This window comes from Flavobacterium sp. (genome assembly GCF_031423415.1).
Lineage (GTDB): Bacteria > Bacteroidota > Bacteroidia > Flavobacteriales > Flavobacteriaceae > Flavobacterium.
The window spans coordinates 21,899-38,834 of sequence record NZ_JANPFL010000106.1 but is presented as its reverse complement, the minus strand read 5'-3'; the positions used below and the strand labels follow the sequence as shown (position 1 = coordinate 38,834).

Sequence of the window (16,936 nt, the reverse complement as noted above, 5' to 3'; positions counted from 1 at the left end):
TTTACAATCAGTAGAATACAGAATCAGTAATACTGTTCAGCAAGAAATATATAACACCCTACTATTTTTAATTGAAGAATTAAACAATCTTGAATACTGGGAAATAAATGTTATTGAAGCCAATATTGATGCAAGATACACAATTGATGAGAAGATAGAATACTTGAAGGAAAAGCGAAAAGAATTATATTTAAGTATTCAAAACGAACCTGAATATTACGTATATATTGGAAAGAGAGATTTTAACGGCTTTGACAATTGGAAAGATTACATATTTGAAATTATATTGCACAATGAAGAGATGGTTATAAAGTACCTTACTAATGATTTACAGACACCAGACATACCAAGAGAAATTTATAATGAATGGCTTAAATATTTCAAAATGACAGAAACGATTAATATTTGTGAAAATAAAATAAACGAACTTACAGCAGAAAAAAACCTAAACAATAAATTAAATCCAATTATTGAATCGTCTTCTGAAGAAGTTGAAGACATCAACAATATAAATATTGAAATTGAAAAATTAAAATTACCTACTGCGATAGCAATGTTAAACGAAATAGGTTTTTTTAAATTAGATAGTTTGAAAAGTCTATCTGATTCTAAAATAGCACAAATTATTAGCATAATTCAACAAAAAGACCCAAATGACAAGTCATTAAATAGAAGAATCAGCGGGAATATAAGGGTTTTAGACCCAAATAAAAAGGAAGACGGATTAAGATATACTTCACATAAACTATCGGAAAAAGTAAAAAAAATATTAAATGAAATAAAGTAGGCGAATTAATAGGCGTACGCCCAAACATTCATCCCGATTAAATTTGCTCATCATTAAACCAAAAACCAATGACAAAGCAAATTTTACAACTCGAAAACACCAACGCTAATGACTTTGAAAACAAAATCATTAATCGTGTTGAATTACTTATTGATGGCTTAGCAAAAAAAATGCAAGTCAATACTCCAGACACTTTACTGACAAGGCAAGAAACAGCTCAATTACTTTCGGTGTCCCTTGTTTCGCTTTGGTCTTGGACAAAAAAAGGCATTATTCCTGCTTATCGCATCGGGAATAAAGTACGCTACAAAAAATCTGAAATCTTACTGGCATTGCAACAAATGAATAAATTTTAGTCTTAATTCATTTTAATTCAAATTAATTGATACATTTGTCTTGCAAAACTTTTTTATTAATACTTTTTTAAACGCTATGAAATTTTCATTTTCATTTCCAAATCAACTTCTTGGGGTAACAAATCGGTGCAAGTCCGACAAGCGTTTATTTTTTAATAAAGAGTTTTGCGGTGATTACCCTTTTTTTAAATTTTTATTTAATCAAATTTTATATGCAAAACTCGAAAATCAGCAAGGAAGTACAAGGTACTGGAACTGCACAGGAACAACTGCAACAAAAATGTAATGTTGCTACAAAAGAACTACTAGAAATTTTTTCGTACAAAAACGGTGCAAAACCAAGTATTCAAAACGTTTTACTCGGTTGGGTTGGTAACGAACCTATCGAAAACACCTTACAACAAAAACGTTTTGATACGTTTGCGTTTTTTCTGCAATTATCTAATCATTTAGAGGAGATGGACAGCAAAAATATAGCATATTCCGATTATGTAATTCCAATCGAAACCTATTCTATTTTTCTGCAATCAGAAAGAAAAAAAACAAATCTATACTTTGAAGAGGTTATGAATAGCTTTTTGTTGAGCGAACTTGCCAATGACAAAGACATTCGTTCGGATGCGGTTTATCATATTGCCTACATCCAGCAATATGTCAATAAAATTTTCAAAATAAAGCGAAAACTACAACTCAAAAAATGTAGTTGAAAATTTCACAAAATCAAACTAATCACAAAAACCATTGTTTAACAAAAAAACCGTTGCAAAAAATTTGCAACGGTTTATAAAATTTTATGTTATGAATCCCCATTCATCAAGCAAAGATATAATTTTAGAGGAAGTTTTACAAGACGAAACCAAAAAAGAACCTCAAAAAATTGCAATCGAAAATTTAGAGGATTTTTCTAATTCAATCAAAAAGGAATTAGAGGAACTGCCATTAAAAAAATCGGCAAAGGACTTGAGCAAAGAAACCGAAGACGAGAACAAAAAAGAGGAGAATCCGACAATTTTCCACATCGTCGAAGACTATTTAACCAAAAACTATGATTTACGTTTCAATACCATTTCTTTAGATATTGAAATGTCGGCAAAAAACGTTAATAAATGGGAAATTAGCAATGAGAATAGTCTTTGGATAGAATTGCAAAAAACAAAAATAAAAGTTCCTTTAAATTCATTAATTGCTATTTTGAAAAGTGAGTTTGTGCCAAAATACAATCCTATTGTAAATTACTTCAAAGAGCTTCCAGTTTGGGATAAACAAACGGACTACATTACCCAATATTCTCAATACATCATATTAGCACAGGACGAAGACAAAGAGCAATTTGAGTATCATTTCAAAAAATGGTGCGTTCGGGTTGTGAAATGTGCTTTGATTGATGATTACTTCAACAAACAAGCCTTTGTATTATCCGATGATGGCAAAAGTCAAAACGCTGGAAAAACGAGCTGGATAAATTTCCTTTGTCCTGAAGCATTACAAAATTTTATAAAAATGGATTTGCCAAAAGAAGAAAAGGATGCGAAAATTGCACTTGCAAAAAATATTTTTATCAATTTGGACGAACTCGCCAATTTATCAAAACAAGATGTCAACGGCTTAAAATCTTTGTTCAGTACTCCAAAAATAAATGTTCGTTTACCTTATGACAAAAAAGCTACCGTAATTCAAAGGATTTGCAGTTTTATAGGCTCTACCAATAACAGCACTTTTTTAAGTGATGAAACTGGTTCCGTTCGGTGGTTGTGTTTTGTCCTGGACAGAATAAACTGGAATTACAAAAAAGAGTTTGATGTAAATAAATTGTGGGCCCAGGCATATCATTTGTCAAAAGACAAAAATTTTGATGAAACATTTACCAAAGAAGATATTATCATCAATGAAAAAAGAAACGAAAAATTTCAGATAGTTACACCCGAAAAGGAAATGATTATGAAATATTTTGAGAAACCTACAAACGAAAATAAAGGCGAAAAAATGACAGCTACCGACATTTTAAATTATATTAACGGATTGACTACAATTAAACTTTTCCCTGTGAATGTTGGTAAGGCTTTAACCTCTTTAAAATATGATTTATCAAAGTTAAAAAATGGTTCAAAATGCTATTTAATTGCAAAAAAATATACTGTCGAATGATTATAAAATATCTTTTTCCTAAACCTACTTACTCTACCTACTCCAATAGTTAAAAAATGTTAGTAAATATAAGGGTTAAGACAGGAGTAGGTAGATTTTTTTTTACCTACTCCCTACCTACTCTACCTACTCCGTTTTGAATTTAAAATAATAGGGAATTAAAGAGTAGGTAGAGTAGGTACAGAGTAGGTAGATTTCAATTTACTAACTGCCGTTAGTCCACGTATTTACTGAACCTAATAAGGATTGGAGTAGGTAGAGTAGGTAGAATTTGAAAAACTTATTAAAAAGTTTTAAAAAAGAAAAATTTAAGCACTTTTTCAAACAAAAAAATTCTTAAATCAATGAATTTCAGATACACATTTGACAAAAGCAGTAAAAAATTTCCGTGTCCAGAGTGTCATAAAAAAACGTTTGTAAAATACATCGATATTGAAACAAATAATTATTTACCCGATGATTTTGGACGATGTGACCGTGACACAAATTGTGGGTATCACAAAGCTCCTCCCACAGGAATAAAAACATATTTGATAAATTATACAGCAGTAAAAAATATTTCAGAAAAAGCCTTAGAAATTAATTTCAATTCGTCCGTTTTTGTAGTTCCAAAAAGTACTATTTTAGAACGTGTAGAAAGTGGTTTCTATATCGCTGAATGGTTTTTGAAAAATAATAATATTCCTTATTTGGGTTGTGAAGGTAAAATTTTCAATCCCGAAAACATAGAATTTGTAAACACAACCATAATAGTTCCTGTTCTGCCCGAAGTTGCTCCATCGTTTCATAGTTTAGAATTAGTCGAGAAATCATTTTTAGCACAAAGTCAAAACAACTTTATTGATTTTTTGAAAACTATTTTTACAGAAAATGAAGTTAGAGCTGCAATTAAAAACTACCTTATAGGAACATCAAAACACTATAACGGTGCAGTTGTTTTTTGGCAAATTGACCATTTTGAGAATGTAAGAGCTGGTAAAATAATGCAGTATAATCGAATCACAGGCAAACGTTCCAAAACTTCCAAGGGATCACCTTTGATGAATTGGACACATTCTGTATTAAAACTTAAAGATTTTAATTTGAAACAATGCTTATTTGGTTTGCACCTAATCAGTAAAAACCAAAATAAAACTATTGCCATCGTGGAAAGTGAGAAAACAGCAGTAGAAATGAGTATTTTTTTACCGGATTACATTTGGTTGGCGACCGGCTCAAAAAGTGGTTTCAAATTTGACTATCTTAACCCTATAATCGATTTTGAAATTATTGCCTTTCCTGATAAAGGCGAATTTGAATACTGGAGTAAAAAAGCGAATGAATTAAACAAACAAGGTTTTAAAATTGCAGTAAGTGAATTAATCGAAAACACTAACTTTCCAATAGGTACAGATTTGGCAGATATTTACAAGAATTTGAAACTAAAAAGTAATTAATAATGTTTTTGAACGGTGTAAAATATGTATTACATTCTGTGTACATTATGTAATACATTATGTATACATTATGTACACATTATGTATACATAATGTGTTTTCAATGTATTTACGGTGTTTTCGGGTGTTGAAAATTTAATTTTTGATTATCAACAGCTACAAATCAAATGTATTGTAAATGTAATTTTGTGTACATAATGTTGTTCGCATTCAATTGAATTTCAATCTAACTTTTTATTATATTTGAATTATGAAACGATTAAAATTATTAAAGCCGTTGTATTTTGATGACTATCAAAAAAAACAACCCATTACCATATTAAAGCACTTCAATAAAATAAAGAGAAACGAAATCAGTTTTGGTTATGCTATTGAGAGTAGTGCCGTATATTCGTCAATGATTGAGGGTAATAATATGGACTTGGATTCATACTTGAAAATTCTTCATTCAGGAATGGATAAAAAAAACAAATCCTATGTTGAAATTGGAGATTTAAAAGACGCTTATCTTTTTGCAAAAAGCAACAAAATCACTTTGCAAAACGTACTGAAAGCGCATAAAATTGCTTCAAAAAACTTAATTGAAAATAAATTATATATTGGTACAATAAGAGATAAACAAGTTTATATTTTTGGTAATGGAGTCAAAATTTATACTGGAGCAAACCCCGACATCGTAAAACAAGAAATTGCAACCCTAATTGAAGATATAAATATTTTAGTTGAAAGAGATTTAACAATTAGTGAAGTTTTTTATTATGCCTCCTATATTCATTTGTTATTTGCTCAAATACACCCTTTTGCAGATGGTAACGGGAGAATTTCAAGATTGTTAGAAAAGTGGTTTTTGGCTAAAAAGCTGGGGGATAATGCTTGGAATATTCAATCGGAAAAAATGTACCAAAAAAACCTAAAAAAATATTACACAAATATCAATATGGGTACTGAATATGAGAATTTGAATTACAATTTGATTAATCCATTTTTATTGATGTTACCAGTTGCTTTGAGAACAAAATAATATTTATACATTTGCATCATGGCAAGTCCCCTAAACGTCAGAGCAACTTTGACATTCTGTGGGGATTGCTTTTTTAAACGAGTAATTTGAACCTACGGCAATTGTAGCCTGTGGTAATCAAATGACTCGTTTTTTTTATTTTACAGTAGCTTTTATTTTGACAAAATATAAATAAAGCTAAATATTTACGGCAAAATTTCGGCAAAATTAAAAACAAAAAACCCTTAAAACGTTGATTTTAAGGGTTTTATAATTTGCAAAAGTGCGGATAATAGGACTCGAACCTACACGCCTTGCGGCACCAGATCCTAAGTCTGGCATGTCTACCAATTTCACCATATCCGCGAAATTAATTCACTATACTCTTATTGTAAAGAGGTGTTCATTGAACTAGCGTTTGTGAGTGCAAATATAAGCATAACTTCTTACTTTCAAAGGAATTTATTCAAAAATATTTAGTCTCTTTTTTGTACTTTTGAAACTATAAATAAATTCAAATTATGGAAACCATAAAATTATATGTTCAACAGCACAAAGATCGTTTTATCAACGAATTAATCGAACTATTAAAAATCCCTTCCGTAAGTGCTGATCCCGCTTATCATCAAGATATTATCACAACTGCCAATGCCGTAAAAGCAAGTTTAGAAAATGCAGGTTGCGATTTTGTTGAGATTTGTGACACGCCTGGAAACCCAATTGTATATGGCGAAAAAACTATAAATAAAGAATTACCCACGGTTTTGGTTTACGGGCATTACGACGTGCAACCCGCCGATCCTATCGAATTGTGGACTTCTCCAGCATTCGAACCTGTTATCAAAAAAACCGAAATTCATCCCGATGGCGCCATTTTTGCCCGCGGTTCTTGCGACGACAAAGGCCAAATGTATATGCACGTAAAAGCATTGGAATATATGATTCAATCCAATACTTTGCCTTGCAATGTGAAATTTATGATTGAAGGCGAAGAAGAAATTGGTTCTAAAAGTTTGAGTTGGTTTGTAGAACGCAACCAAGAAAAACTAAAGTGTGACGTGATTTTAATTTCGGATACAGGAATGATTTCTAATCAACAACCTTCTATTACAACTGGATTGCGAGGTTTAAGTTATGTAGAGGTCGAAGTTACAGGCCCAAATCGTGATTTGCATTCTGGTTTGTATGGCGGAGCTGTTGCTAATCCTATTAACGTTTTGGCAAAAATGATTGCCTCACTTCACGACGAAAATAATCACATAACCATTCCTGGTTTTTATGATAAAGTAGAAGAGTTGTCATTGGAAGAAAGAGCCGAAATGGCAAAAGCACCATTCAATTTAGAAAACTACAAAAAAGCATTAGACTTGAATGATGTTTATGGCGAAAAAGGATATGTAACCAATGAAAGAAATTCCATCAGACCAACACTTGACGTCAACGGAATTTGGGGCGGATATACAGGCGAAGGAGCCAAAACGGTTATTGCAAGTCAGGCTTTCGCCAAAATTTCGATGCGATTGGTTCCAAATCAAGATTGGGAGGAAATCACCGAATTGTTTACCAAACATTTTATCAGTATTGCACCAGCAGGAGTGAAAGTAAAAGTAAAACCGCATCATGGCGGACAAGGTTATGTGACGCCAACGGACAGCATTGGATACAAGGCCGCTAATAAAGCCTATACCGAAACTTTTGGAGTTCCAGCCATTCCAGTACGTTCAGGCGGTAGTATTCCAATCGTTGCTTTGTTCGAAAAAGAACTTAAAAGTAAAACGATATTAATGGGATTTGGTTTGGACAGTGACGCAATTCACTCACCAAATGAGCATTTCGGTATTTTCAATTACTTGAAAGGAATTGAGACTATTCCGTTGTTTTATAAATATTTTGTGGAAATGTCTAAATAAGTTTTGCCACAAAGACGCAAAGTCACAAAGAAAAAAAACGCAAATTCGCAAATTATAAAGAAAAGCTTTCTATTTCTAATTTGTGAATTTGCGGTTAATTATTTAAGTATCATACCCCAAATAATGCACAATTTGCTCATTGAAAACAACTCCATATTCTTCTAATTCTTTTAAAATCGGCAAATATACTTCTTTCCGGATAGGAAGTTGTACTCCGGGATTTTTAATCTTACCGTTTAAAATTAATAAGGTTGCCATTGCAACGGGCAAACCAACTGTTTTTGCCATTCCGGTATAGGTTTGGTCTTCGCCAACACAAACCATTTTGGAATCAATTTGAAGTTTTTCCCCGTTTAATTCATAGCCAAATTTATGATACATTACAATCATATCTTTGTCCTTGGGTCGTAAAGTCCAACTATCTGCTAGGATTTTTTCAAGTATTTGTGCTGGTGTGGCCTCTTTCAAACCTACTATTTTGTTGGGATTGAACAAATCCAACTCCAATAATTTGTCCCACATTATATCGTCTTGATCGATTTTTAAAATCAAACGCATCTTGATTTCGACTGAATCCGTTGGATGATAAGGTAAAAAAGAATTCACGAATTGACGGTAACTCATCGTTTCGGAATCTTCCATAATGTAGCTGTCATCGGTCATCCCGAGTTGAACGAACATATTCCAAGCTTTAGAAAAACCCACCCGGCGAATGGTTCCTCGATATAAAGTAAGCACATCATTCAATCCGTAAACATCAAGATATTTTAGGGAATCACGGTTCGAATAAGCTTCAAATTTACCATAACCTTCCACTTCTAAAAATTCAGTTCTACGGAATACATTACAATAAGGAATGTATTTGTATGTTCCTTCTTGGAGAAATTTTGCCGCACCGCCTTGTCCTGCCAAAACTACATTTCGAGGTGCCCAAGTGAATTTATAATTCCACAAATTAGTATCGGATTCTGGAGCAACTAATCCACCACAAAAGGATTCGAACAAAAGCATTTTCCCTCCTTTAGCTTTGATTTCATTGATTACTTTCATTGCACTCATATGATCGATTCCAGGATCAAGACCAATTTCATTCATGAAAATCAAGTTATTTTCCTTGGCCAAAACATCCAATTCCTGCATCGCATCGCTGATATACGAAGCTGTAACCATATTTTTTTTGTATCCGATACAATCTCTGGCAACCTCAATATGAAGCTGCGCTGGCAGCATCGAAATCACAATATCGGCTTTTTGAATGGCTGCTTTTCTTTGATTTTGATCAAAAATATCTAATGAAAGTGCGGTTGCATTAGGATGATTATTGGTTTTGCTTTGAGCAGATGCTACTGACAAATCGCCAATAATAAGATGCAAGTTTTCTTCAACCGACTTGTTTAATAAATATTGAATTAACGAAGAAGCTGATCTTCCGGCTCCAATGATTAGGACTGTTCTCATATTGATATTTATTTAACACAAATATAAGTAATTGTTATATTCATAACAAGTGATGTGTAATTTAAAATCAAAATATTTTAAATCTAGTAAACAAAAAAGTGTTGTTAAAATGAGTTGCCTTTGAAAGGAAACAGATACTTTTGTAGAATTAAAAATCACGAAATGGACAAAAAAATAATTTCTACAGGAGCAATTTTTGGTATGTTAGCCATTATTTTAGGTGCATTTGGCGCACACGCATTAAAAAAAGTGTTATCCATCGAAGAGCTCTCCACTTTCGAAACTGGAGTGAAATACCAAATGTATCACGCCTTGTTTTTATTATTCATTGGATTGGCTACTGCGCTTTCGCAAAAAGCCAAAAAAGTTATTTATTACTTGGTCGTTTTCGGAGTTCTTTTCTTTTCAGGGTCTATTTATTTATTGGCCACAAATAACCTAACTTCATTTGACTTTAAAGTAATTGGTTTCGTAACACCAATTGGTGGATTGCTATTAATATTGGCTTGGGGAGTTTTATTAGTTAATTATCTAAAGAAAAAAGCATAATTATTTTCACTGATTGAAACATAAATATGTAGTATCGGTTGAACAAAGAGTCACGCCAAAACGTGACTCTTTTTTGTTTTAGATAGGAGAAATTTAAACAACAAAATGTAACAATCGACGTTGTAACTTTACTAATCATTATCAATCAATCAAGTGTCTGCAAGCAGGCGCAGCAAATCAAAATCAAAATGTTAAAAAAAATTTTCATCATTTGTTCTGGAGCCGACAAAAATCTGCTCGAGGGTTGTTCCGAAGGCGAACAAACCAAATACGTTGGTATTGGAGCCACGGTTTTCTTTACCGCTGTTATGGCTTTTATTGCCAGTTCTTATGCGCTGTTCACGGTTTTTGACAATCCTTTTATTGCTATGGGATTTGGCATTGTCTGGGGATTGCTCATTTTCAATTTAGACCGATTTATTGTTTCCACCATTCGCAAAAGAGAAAATTTTAAAAGCGAATTCTTGCAAGCAAGTCCGCGAATTATTTTGGCGATAATCATTGCTATCGTGATTTCGAAACCTTTGGAAATTAAAATTTTCGAAAAGGAAATTAATACCGTTTTATTGAAAGAAAAAAATGCAATGGCTTTGAATAACAAAAAGGAAGTGGCCAATTATTTCAAATCAGATTTAGACAAAAATAAAGCCGAAACCGACAAGCTGAAAGCAGAAATTACCAAGAAAGAAAAAGAGGTAAATTCCTTGTACGAAACTTATATTGCCGAAGCCGAAGGTACAAAAGGTACAATGAAATTAGGAAAAGGACCAGTTTTCAAAGAGAAAATTGCCAAGCATAATTTGGCTTCAACAGAATTGGATTCTCTCAGAAAAACCAACTTGGCAAAAATTGCCATCAACGACAAAGAAGCAACTACGCTACAAACCGATTTAGACAAAAAAGTAACCGAAACGCAGCCTATAATTAATAGTTTTGATGGGTTAATGGCTAGAATTAATGCTTTAGATAAATTGCCTTTGATTCCTTCCTTGTTTATAATGTTACTGTTTTTGGCAATCGAAACTTCACCAATTATCGCCAAATTATTATCTGCAAAAGGCGAATACGATTATAAACTAGAAGATATAGAAACGGCATTGCAAGCGACTTTGGCACAAGACAAGTACCAAAGAAATTTGTTAGTAAAAACCAGCGCATCAATGCACGACAAAGTCTATGAAGACATTGCTCAGGACAAAGAACTATATAAGCTTCAACGTCAAAAAGCCACCGAATTATTGGAGCTACAATCCCATAATTTTGTCGAGAAACAGAAGAGAACCTTATAAAAACAAAACCCAACAAATCAGAAATTTGTTGGGTTCACTATTTTAAAATGAAACTAATTTTATTTACATCAAACTAAGAATTTCCTTTTTGAAAGCGTCATATTCTCCTTGTAAAATTAATCCGTTATCGAGGAGTTTTTTATAGTTTTGAAGCTTTGCAAAAAGTTCGTCTTGGCTTAAATCGTTTGACAATTTCTCAGCTATAGTTCCTGAATTTTCTACAATTGGTTCAGCAAAATTAGAAACTGCTGGCATTATTTCAGCATAATTCATGACCTCTTCCGTTTCCACTTCTTCGATTTCTTCCTTAATAAATTCTGGAACTTGAATATTTGATTCCTCGGCTACTACAGGATTTTTCAAAAGATCCAATTGCTCTTTGGCATAAGTAGAAATCTTACGGGCTTGAATTTTTGGAATGTAATCAATAGAAACTTGTATCTGTGTTTTGGTCGAAAAGGAAAATTCGGAACCCAAAATATTTTCCTTCATAAAAGTTCCTTCCACTTCATCCCAAGTAAAATCAGTAAAATTCATTGAAAGACCCATATTTTTCGGCTGACAAATGATAATTCGTTTGTTAGTCACTACGATGCTGTCAGGAAAAACGGTAATAGCAGGTTTTTTCTGAACGGCAATATATCCTATTTCTTCGTTTTTCATCAATAAATCATTCAGTTTTGAAGTGATTTTCTCGATGGCTTTTGGGTCTTGTTCTTCGTTCAGGAATTTTTTAAGATTATCAATCATAGTGTTTTATTTGAAATGTTCTGAAATGTTTTGCAAAAGTAATACCTAATTTTCTAATTGCTTCGCCTGTTGTGTAAATTTTTTACCTCAACTCAAGAATTTCATTTTGGATTTTTTTAGGCAAACTATTAAATACCAGATCATAGGAATGATTGATTAATTCAAACATCATTTTGTCATTGACATCACTATTAAAATTTACAGTATTCCAATGCATTTTACTCATATGATAACCTGGATTTATAGCGTCATATTCAGCGCGAAGTTCTACTGCTTTTTCTGAATTGCATTTTAAATTGACCGAAGGCGTTCCTTTTTCCCATTGGATTAACGAAGATAAAGCAAACATTTTTCCGCCCACTTTAAAAACCAAAGTATCCTGATCGAACGGGAAATGCTCGGTTACGCTTCTTTTGGACAAGCAATATTCGTAAAAGTTTTCTAGATTCATATTATCCCTTTTTTCCTATGTCCCCAAGATGCGTAAACTTAAAACCTGTTTCATATTTCAATCCATACCCCATCATTCTATCCATCGAGGAATGGGCAAACAAGATAATTCCAGTGAGTTGAATTAAAGTATTGGAGCTATAAATTCCTACCAAATATAGGGCTAAAGCAATCGCTCGATGATGAAATAAATTATATAGAAATGCTCCAGATTTGTTTCCCAAAACATATCCAATCATAGATAGATCAGGCGCAAGAATAAGAACCAAAAGCCACCACCAATCATAATCTAACTGGTCAAAAAGATAAATTCCAAAGAGGAATAAACCAAATTCTTCGAATTTAATAACTGTTTTCATAATATTATTTTTTCCATCATTTTTTCTGGGTGTGCCAAGGCCTTAAAACCAAATTTCTCATATAAAAAATGAGCATCGGATGTGGCCAATCGCCAAATTTTAACCTCCTTCAGAACATGTTCGTTCATCATTGCATCAATTAAAATAGAAGAATACCCTTTTCCGCGATGTTCCTCAGCAATAAAAACATCCATTAAATAGGCGAAAACTACATAATCCGTAATCACTCTTGCAAAACCAATTTGCACCTCATTCAAATAAATTCCGAAACAAACGGAACTGTCAATCGTGATTTGCACTTCGTCAATAGTTCTGCCGGCTGCCCAATAAATATCCTTCAAAAAATCTTGAATGAAAGGAACATTAAGTTTCGTTTTATCTGTTGAAACGCTAATCATATTTTTTATTTTAAACACTAAGTTCACAAAGAAGACACGAAGCACACAAAGGGTAGTGAACTTTGAGCCTACTTAGTATCCTTTGTGGTTAGTCTTCCAAATTTAAGTAAAATAAATCTGAAGCAATCCCGTCAGTCAAAAATTTTCCTTTTTTGGTTGCTTTTAAAACAGTGCCTTCAATAAAAAGTAAGTTGTCTACAAGGTATTTTTTTGCTTGAGTTTGCAAATATTCTAGATATTCATTCCCGAATTCATCCGCAATTCTATCCAAAGAAACGCCCCAAATGGTTCGCAAACCTGTCATAATATATTCGTTATAACGGTCCGTTTTTGACAAGATTTCAGTTTCGCTGGGCAATTTATTTTCGTCCAAAGCTTTCAAATAAATAGTATTATTCGAAAAATTCCAACTGCGTGAAATTCCGTCGTAACTGTGTGCCGAAGGACCAATTCCAAGGTACTTTTTTCCCAACCAATAAGCCGAATTGTTCTTCGAAAAATAATTCTCTTTCCCGAAATTCGACAATTCATAGTGAATGAATCTATTTTCTTCGAGGGTTTCAACCAAAATTTGAAAATGTTCTTGCGCTAAATCATCATTTGGTTTGGCAATTTTTCCGGTTTGTATGAGTTTGCTTAAAGCCGTTTTAGGCTCCACTGTCAAGGCATAACTTGAAATGTGAGGAATGCCAAAAGACAAAGCGGTTTCGATATTTTGCTTCCACCTTTCATTGCTCATTGCCGGAATTCCGTAAATCAAATCAAGGGAAATATTATCGAAATATTTTGTGGCGATTTCCAAACATTTTCTGGCTTCCGTCGAACTGTGCGCACGATTCATCATCGTTAAATCATCTTCAAAAAAAGATTGAATCCCGATGGAGAGACGATTGATTCCTATTTTTGAAAGTTCAATTAAATAGTCCTCCGACAAATCATCTGGATTAGCTTCAAGCGTGATTTCAGGATTTTGAGCCACTCTATAATTTTTATAAATCGAATCAATCTGCAATCTCAAATCTGCAATGGTCAATCTGCTAGGCGTTCCACCGCCGAAATATATCGTCTCAACAACTTCATTTTCAAACTCCCTTCCACGCATTTGAATTTCTTTGGACAAAGCCAAAACCATCTCATCTTTTTTCTTCATTGAGGTAGAAAAATGGAAGTCGCAATAATGACAAGCCTGCTTGCAGAATGGTATGTGAATATAGATTGCCCCACCCGACCTCCCCGAAGGGGAGGAGATAAAACTGGAAATGTATTTTGAAGAATCCATAATTACTTGTTCTTTTTAGGAACATTTATGGACAAACTGTTTCCCCCTTTGGGGGTAAGGGGGCTATTCTGCTTCACAAAAGCATCCCAACCGGTATAACTTTTTGCGCCAACCACTTTTCCTGAATTAAAAAAATGACAAACTGCAGCTGCCAAACCATCGGTAGAATCGAGATTTTTGGGCAATTCTTTTAAGCCTAATAATTGTTGAAGCATCTTGGCAACTTGTTCTTTGCTGGCATTTCCGTTGCCCGTGATGGCCATTTTTATTTTCTTAGGTTCATATTCCGTGATGGGAATATCTCTCGAAAGTCCCGCTGCCATTGCCACGCCTTGCGCTCTTCCTAATTTCAGCATTGATTGAACATTTTTACCAAAAAACGGTGCTTCAATCGCAATTTCATCGGGATTGTGGGTGTCGATTAACTCAATGGTGCGTTCGAAAATGATTTTCAGCTTTTGATAATGGTTGTCGTATTTAGATAATTGCAATTCATTGAGTTGAATAAAATGCATATTCTTTCCGACTACTTTTATAATTCCGAAACCCATTATGGTTGTTCCTGGGTCAATTCCTAATATGATACGTTCGTTTGCCATAATTATTTTGCCACAAAGACACTAAGTCACGAAGTTTATTTGTTATTTTACGGATTAAATAGTAACACTTTTAATTCCCCCTTCGGGGGCTAGGGGGCTAATGATTTTAATTCCTCACAAAGCTAAACAATTCCTTGTACTTCTTATCAAACTTTTGATTGTTGGCGGTGCATTTTATTTTATTTACAGCCAATTGGCGAATAACGACAAACTGGATTGGGAGAAATTCATTGTTCTGTTCCAAAAAAACCAATCAGTGGCTGGAATCAGTTTTATCTTGTTGTTGAGTGTTTTGAATCGGTTTTTTGAAATTTTGAAATGGCAGAATTTAGCTCAAGTTGTAAAACCCATTTCCATAAGTGAAGCTACAAAACAAGTTCTTGCGGCATTAACTTTGGGCGTTTTTACTCCGGTTGGCGTTGGCGAATATGCAGGAAAAGCATTGTATTTTCAGAAAAAGGAGACTAGAAAAATTATTTTTCTGAATTTAATTTGCAATGGAATCCAAATTGTTGCTACTGGTTTATTTGGTATTCTTGGAATGTTGCTGTTAGGATATTGGCTTTGGAGTTTTGGAATAATAGTCGCTACAATTGCATTTTTGCTGTTTTCCTATTTTTCAAAGAACATCAAAATTAAAGGATATTCTATTGAAGATTTGCTGCTGAAAATCGATGAAATTCCGAAGAGTATTCACCGCAGGAACCTGATTTTAGGGTTTTGCCGTTATTTGGTTTTTTCGCATCAATATTATTTTTTGTTCCTGGCATTTGATGTAGATTTGTCATACATAACTTTAATGGCAACTATTACAACTGTTTATTTCTTAGCTTCGATTGTGCCTAGTTTTCAGTTTTTAGATTTTGCTTTAAAAGGAAGTTTATCCATTTATTTCTTTGGACTACTTGATGTTAATGAATGGATCGTGATTTTTATAAGCTCATTAATGTGGTTTTTGAATGTAGTTTTGCCAGTAATAATTGGCAGTTATTATGTGATGAATTTCAAAACTAAAATAACCCAATGATTTTTATTTTATGTATAATCATAACGATTTATTTCCTGGCAATAGGGGCTCTTATTTATGGTTTTACAAAGGTCAATTCCTTTGATTATTTAGGGCTAAAGCCAAAAACAAAATTCTCGATTGTTGTTCCTTTTCGGAATGAAGCTGAAAATCTGCCAATCCTTTTAGACAGTTTTTCGAACTTGAATTATCCGAATGATTTGTTTGAAGTCATTCTGGTGGATGATGCTTCAGATTTCAGATTTAAGATTAACGATTTTAAATTTCAGATTTCGTTAATTGACAACATTCGGGTTTCAAATTCACCCAAAAAAGATGCAATTTCAACTGCAATTCTAAGCGCAAATAACGATTGGATTATCACAACTGACGCGGATTGTGTAGTCAATAAAAATTGGTTGTCTGCATTGGATAATTACATTCAACTTTACGATGTTTCGATGATTTCCGGTGCGGTAACTTATAATTGTGAAGATTCTTTTTTGCATCATTTTCAGCAATTGGATTTGGCTAGTTTACAAGGTGCCACTATTAGTAGCTTTGGTTTGAAAAATGGTTTTCTGTGCAATGGAGCCAACTTTGCTTACACCAAATCATTTTTTCAAGAACTAAACGGTTTCGAAGGGAATAACACCATTGCTAGTGGTGATGATGTTTTTTTGTTGCAAAAAGCGATTGCAAGATTTCCAGAAAAAGTTCATTATTTAAAATCTGAAAATACCATAGTAATTACAAAACCTTTGAATGATTGGAAATCTTTGTTTTACCAAAGAGTTCGCTGGGCTTCAAAAACGGGTTCGTATCAAAGCAGTTTTGGAAAAGGATTGGGATTGATTGTATTGGGTGGGAATATCGGTTTTTTGTGTATTATTTATTATTTATTGTTTTGGGACGGGAATTTTTATGTGATGGTTTCATTACTGTCGGCGAAGTTAATCGTTGATTTTTTTCTGATTCATAGAACAAATGATTTCTTGAAAAGTAAAACTCATTTTTATGTAATCAGTAGTTTATTGTATCCCATTTTCAGCGTAAGTGTGGCTTTGTATTCCTTGTTTGGACAATATGAATGGAAGGGGAGGAGATTTTAGAGATTTTCAGAATAATACTCATTGTTTTGCACTAGAGTCCTAGCCCAGATGGA

General features: G+C 33.2%; 18 protein-coding genes and 1 tRNA gene. 11 read left to right on the top strand and 8 right to left on the bottom strand.

Annotation, left to right across the window (positions count from 1 at the left end; translation table 11 throughout):
* The 6 genes from RMO83_RS09605 to RMO83_RS09580 form a co-directional block, all read left to right on the top strand.
* On the top strand, positions 1-787 hold a 787-nt coding region (locus tag RMO83_RS09605; RefSeq protein ID WP_310559462.1), incomplete at its 5' end, for a hypothetical protein.
* Between the two features lie 68 nt (positions 788-855).
* A complete protein-coding gene (locus tag RMO83_RS09600; protein WP_310559461.1) occupies positions 856-1,143 on the top strand; it encodes a helix-turn-helix domain-containing protein in 288 nt (95 codons plus the stop codon).
* A gap of 212 nt (positions 1,144-1,355) precedes the next feature.
* Positions 1,356-1,850 carry a hypothetical protein gene (locus tag RMO83_RS09595; RefSeq protein WP_310559460.1) on the top strand — a complete coding sequence of 165 codons (495 nt, stop codon included), beginning with the start codon at positions 1,356-1,358 and terminating at the stop codon, positions 1,848-1,850.
* A gap of 91 nt (positions 1,851-1,941) precedes the next feature.
* Positions 1,942-3,288, top strand: coding sequence for a VapE domain-containing protein (locus RMO83_RS09590; RefSeq protein WP_310559459.1), 1,347 nt, complete (start codon positions 1,942-1,944; stop codon positions 3,286-3,288).
* A 344-nt stretch (positions 3,289-3,632) separates the two neighbouring features.
* On the top strand, positions 3,633-4,724 hold the full coding sequence (locus RMO83_RS09585; RefSeq protein WP_310559458.1) for a DUF6371 domain-containing protein: 1,092 nt from the start codon (positions 3,633-3,635) through the stop codon (positions 4,722-4,724).
* Between the two features lie 250 nt (positions 4,725-4,974).
* A complete protein-coding gene (locus tag RMO83_RS09580; protein ID WP_310559457.1) occupies positions 4,975-5,745 on the top strand; it encodes a Fic family protein in 771 nt (256 codons plus the stop codon).
* Positions 5,746-6,008: 263 nt separating this feature from the next.
* On the opposite strand, the gene RMO83_RS09575 is transcribed toward RMO83_RS09580, so the two are convergent.
* Positions 6,009-6,090: transfer RNA gene (locus RMO83_RS09575), tRNA-Leu, on the bottom strand.
* 155 nt (positions 6,091-6,245) lie between these two features.
* Here RMO83_RS09575 and RMO83_RS09570 point away from each other — a divergent pair.
* Positions 6,246-7,634: a dipeptidase gene (locus tag RMO83_RS09570; RefSeq protein ID WP_310559456.1), complete on the top strand. Its 1,389-nt coding sequence runs from the start codon at positions 6,246-6,248 to the stop codon at positions 7,632-7,634.
* 102 nt (positions 7,635-7,736) lie between these two features.
* On the opposite strand, the gene RMO83_RS09565 is transcribed toward RMO83_RS09570, so the two are convergent.
* Positions 7,737-9,092: a saccharopine dehydrogenase C-terminal domain-containing protein gene (locus RMO83_RS09565; RefSeq protein ID WP_310559455.1), complete on the bottom strand. Its 1,356-nt coding sequence runs from the start codon at positions 9,090-9,092 to the stop codon at positions 7,737-7,739.
* A 162-nt stretch (positions 9,093-9,254) separates the two neighbouring features.
* Between RMO83_RS09565 and RMO83_RS09560 the strand changes: the two genes are divergently transcribed.
* Positions 9,255-9,641 carry a DUF423 domain-containing protein gene (locus RMO83_RS09560; RefSeq protein ID WP_310559454.1) on the top strand — a complete coding sequence of 129 codons (387 nt, stop codon included), beginning with the start codon at positions 9,255-9,257 and terminating at the stop codon, positions 9,639-9,641.
* A 188-nt stretch (positions 9,642-9,829) separates the two neighbouring features.
* Positions 9,830-10,930: a DUF4407 domain-containing protein gene (locus tag RMO83_RS09555; RefSeq protein WP_310559453.1), complete on the top strand. Its 1,101-nt coding sequence runs from the start codon at positions 9,830-9,832 to the stop codon at positions 10,928-10,930.
* Positions 10,931-10,993: 63 nt separating this feature from the next.
* On the opposite strand, the gene RMO83_RS09550 is transcribed toward RMO83_RS09555, so the two are convergent.
* The 6 genes from RMO83_RS09550 to ruvC all read right to left on the bottom strand — a co-directional run bounded on the left by RMO83_RS09550 (position 10,994) and on the right by ruvC (position 14,765).
* Entirely contained in the window at positions 10,994-11,680 is a 687-nt protein-coding gene (locus RMO83_RS09550; RefSeq protein WP_310559452.1) for a PH domain-containing protein, read from the bottom strand.
* An 82-nt stretch (positions 11,681-11,762) separates the two neighbouring features.
* Complete coding sequence (locus RMO83_RS09545; RefSeq protein ID WP_310559451.1) at positions 11,763-12,131, bottom strand: MmcQ/YjbR family DNA-binding protein; 369 nt, start codon at positions 12,129-12,131, stop codon at positions 11,763-11,765.
* A gap of 1 nt (position 12,132) precedes the next feature.
* The gene (locus tag RMO83_RS09540; protein ID WP_310559450.1) at positions 12,133-12,489 is read right to left on the bottom strand and encodes a DUF4260 domain-containing protein; all 357 of its coding nucleotides are present in this window, start codon (positions 12,487-12,489) and stop codon (positions 12,133-12,135) included.
* Entirely contained in the window at positions 12,486-12,887 is a 402-nt protein-coding gene (locus RMO83_RS09535) for a GNAT family N-acetyltransferase (protein ID WP_310559449.1), read from the bottom strand. Before RMO83_RS09535 ends, RMO83_RS09540 begins: the two co-directional genes overlap by 4 nt.
* Positions 12,888-12,975: 88 nt before the next feature.
* The gene (gene hemW / locus RMO83_RS09530) at positions 12,976-14,166 is read right to left on the bottom strand and encodes a radical SAM family heme chaperone HemW (RefSeq protein ID WP_409025008.1); all 1,191 of its coding nucleotides are present in this window, start codon (positions 14,164-14,166) and stop codon (positions 12,976-12,978) included.
* 2 nt (positions 14,167-14,168) lie between these two features.
* Positions 14,169-14,765 carry a crossover junction endodeoxyribonuclease RuvC gene (ruvC, locus tag RMO83_RS09525; protein ID WP_310559448.1) on the bottom strand — a complete coding sequence of 199 codons (597 nt, stop codon included), beginning with the start codon at positions 14,763-14,765 and terminating at the stop codon, positions 14,169-14,171.
* A gap of 100 nt (positions 14,766-14,865) precedes the next feature.
* On the opposite strand from ruvC, the gene RMO83_RS09520 reads away from it, so the two are divergent.
* Positions 14,866-15,792, top strand: a complete 927-nt coding sequence (locus tag RMO83_RS09520) for a lysylphosphatidylglycerol synthase domain-containing protein (RefSeq protein ID WP_310559447.1) — start codon at positions 14,866-14,868, stop codon at positions 15,790-15,792.
* Complete coding sequence (locus RMO83_RS09515; RefSeq protein ID WP_310559446.1) at positions 15,789-16,883, top strand: glycosyltransferase; 1,095 nt, start codon at positions 15,789-15,791, stop codon at positions 16,881-16,883. Before RMO83_RS09520 ends, RMO83_RS09515 begins: the two co-directional genes overlap by 4 nt.
* Positions 16,884-16,936: the final 53 nt, after the last annotated feature.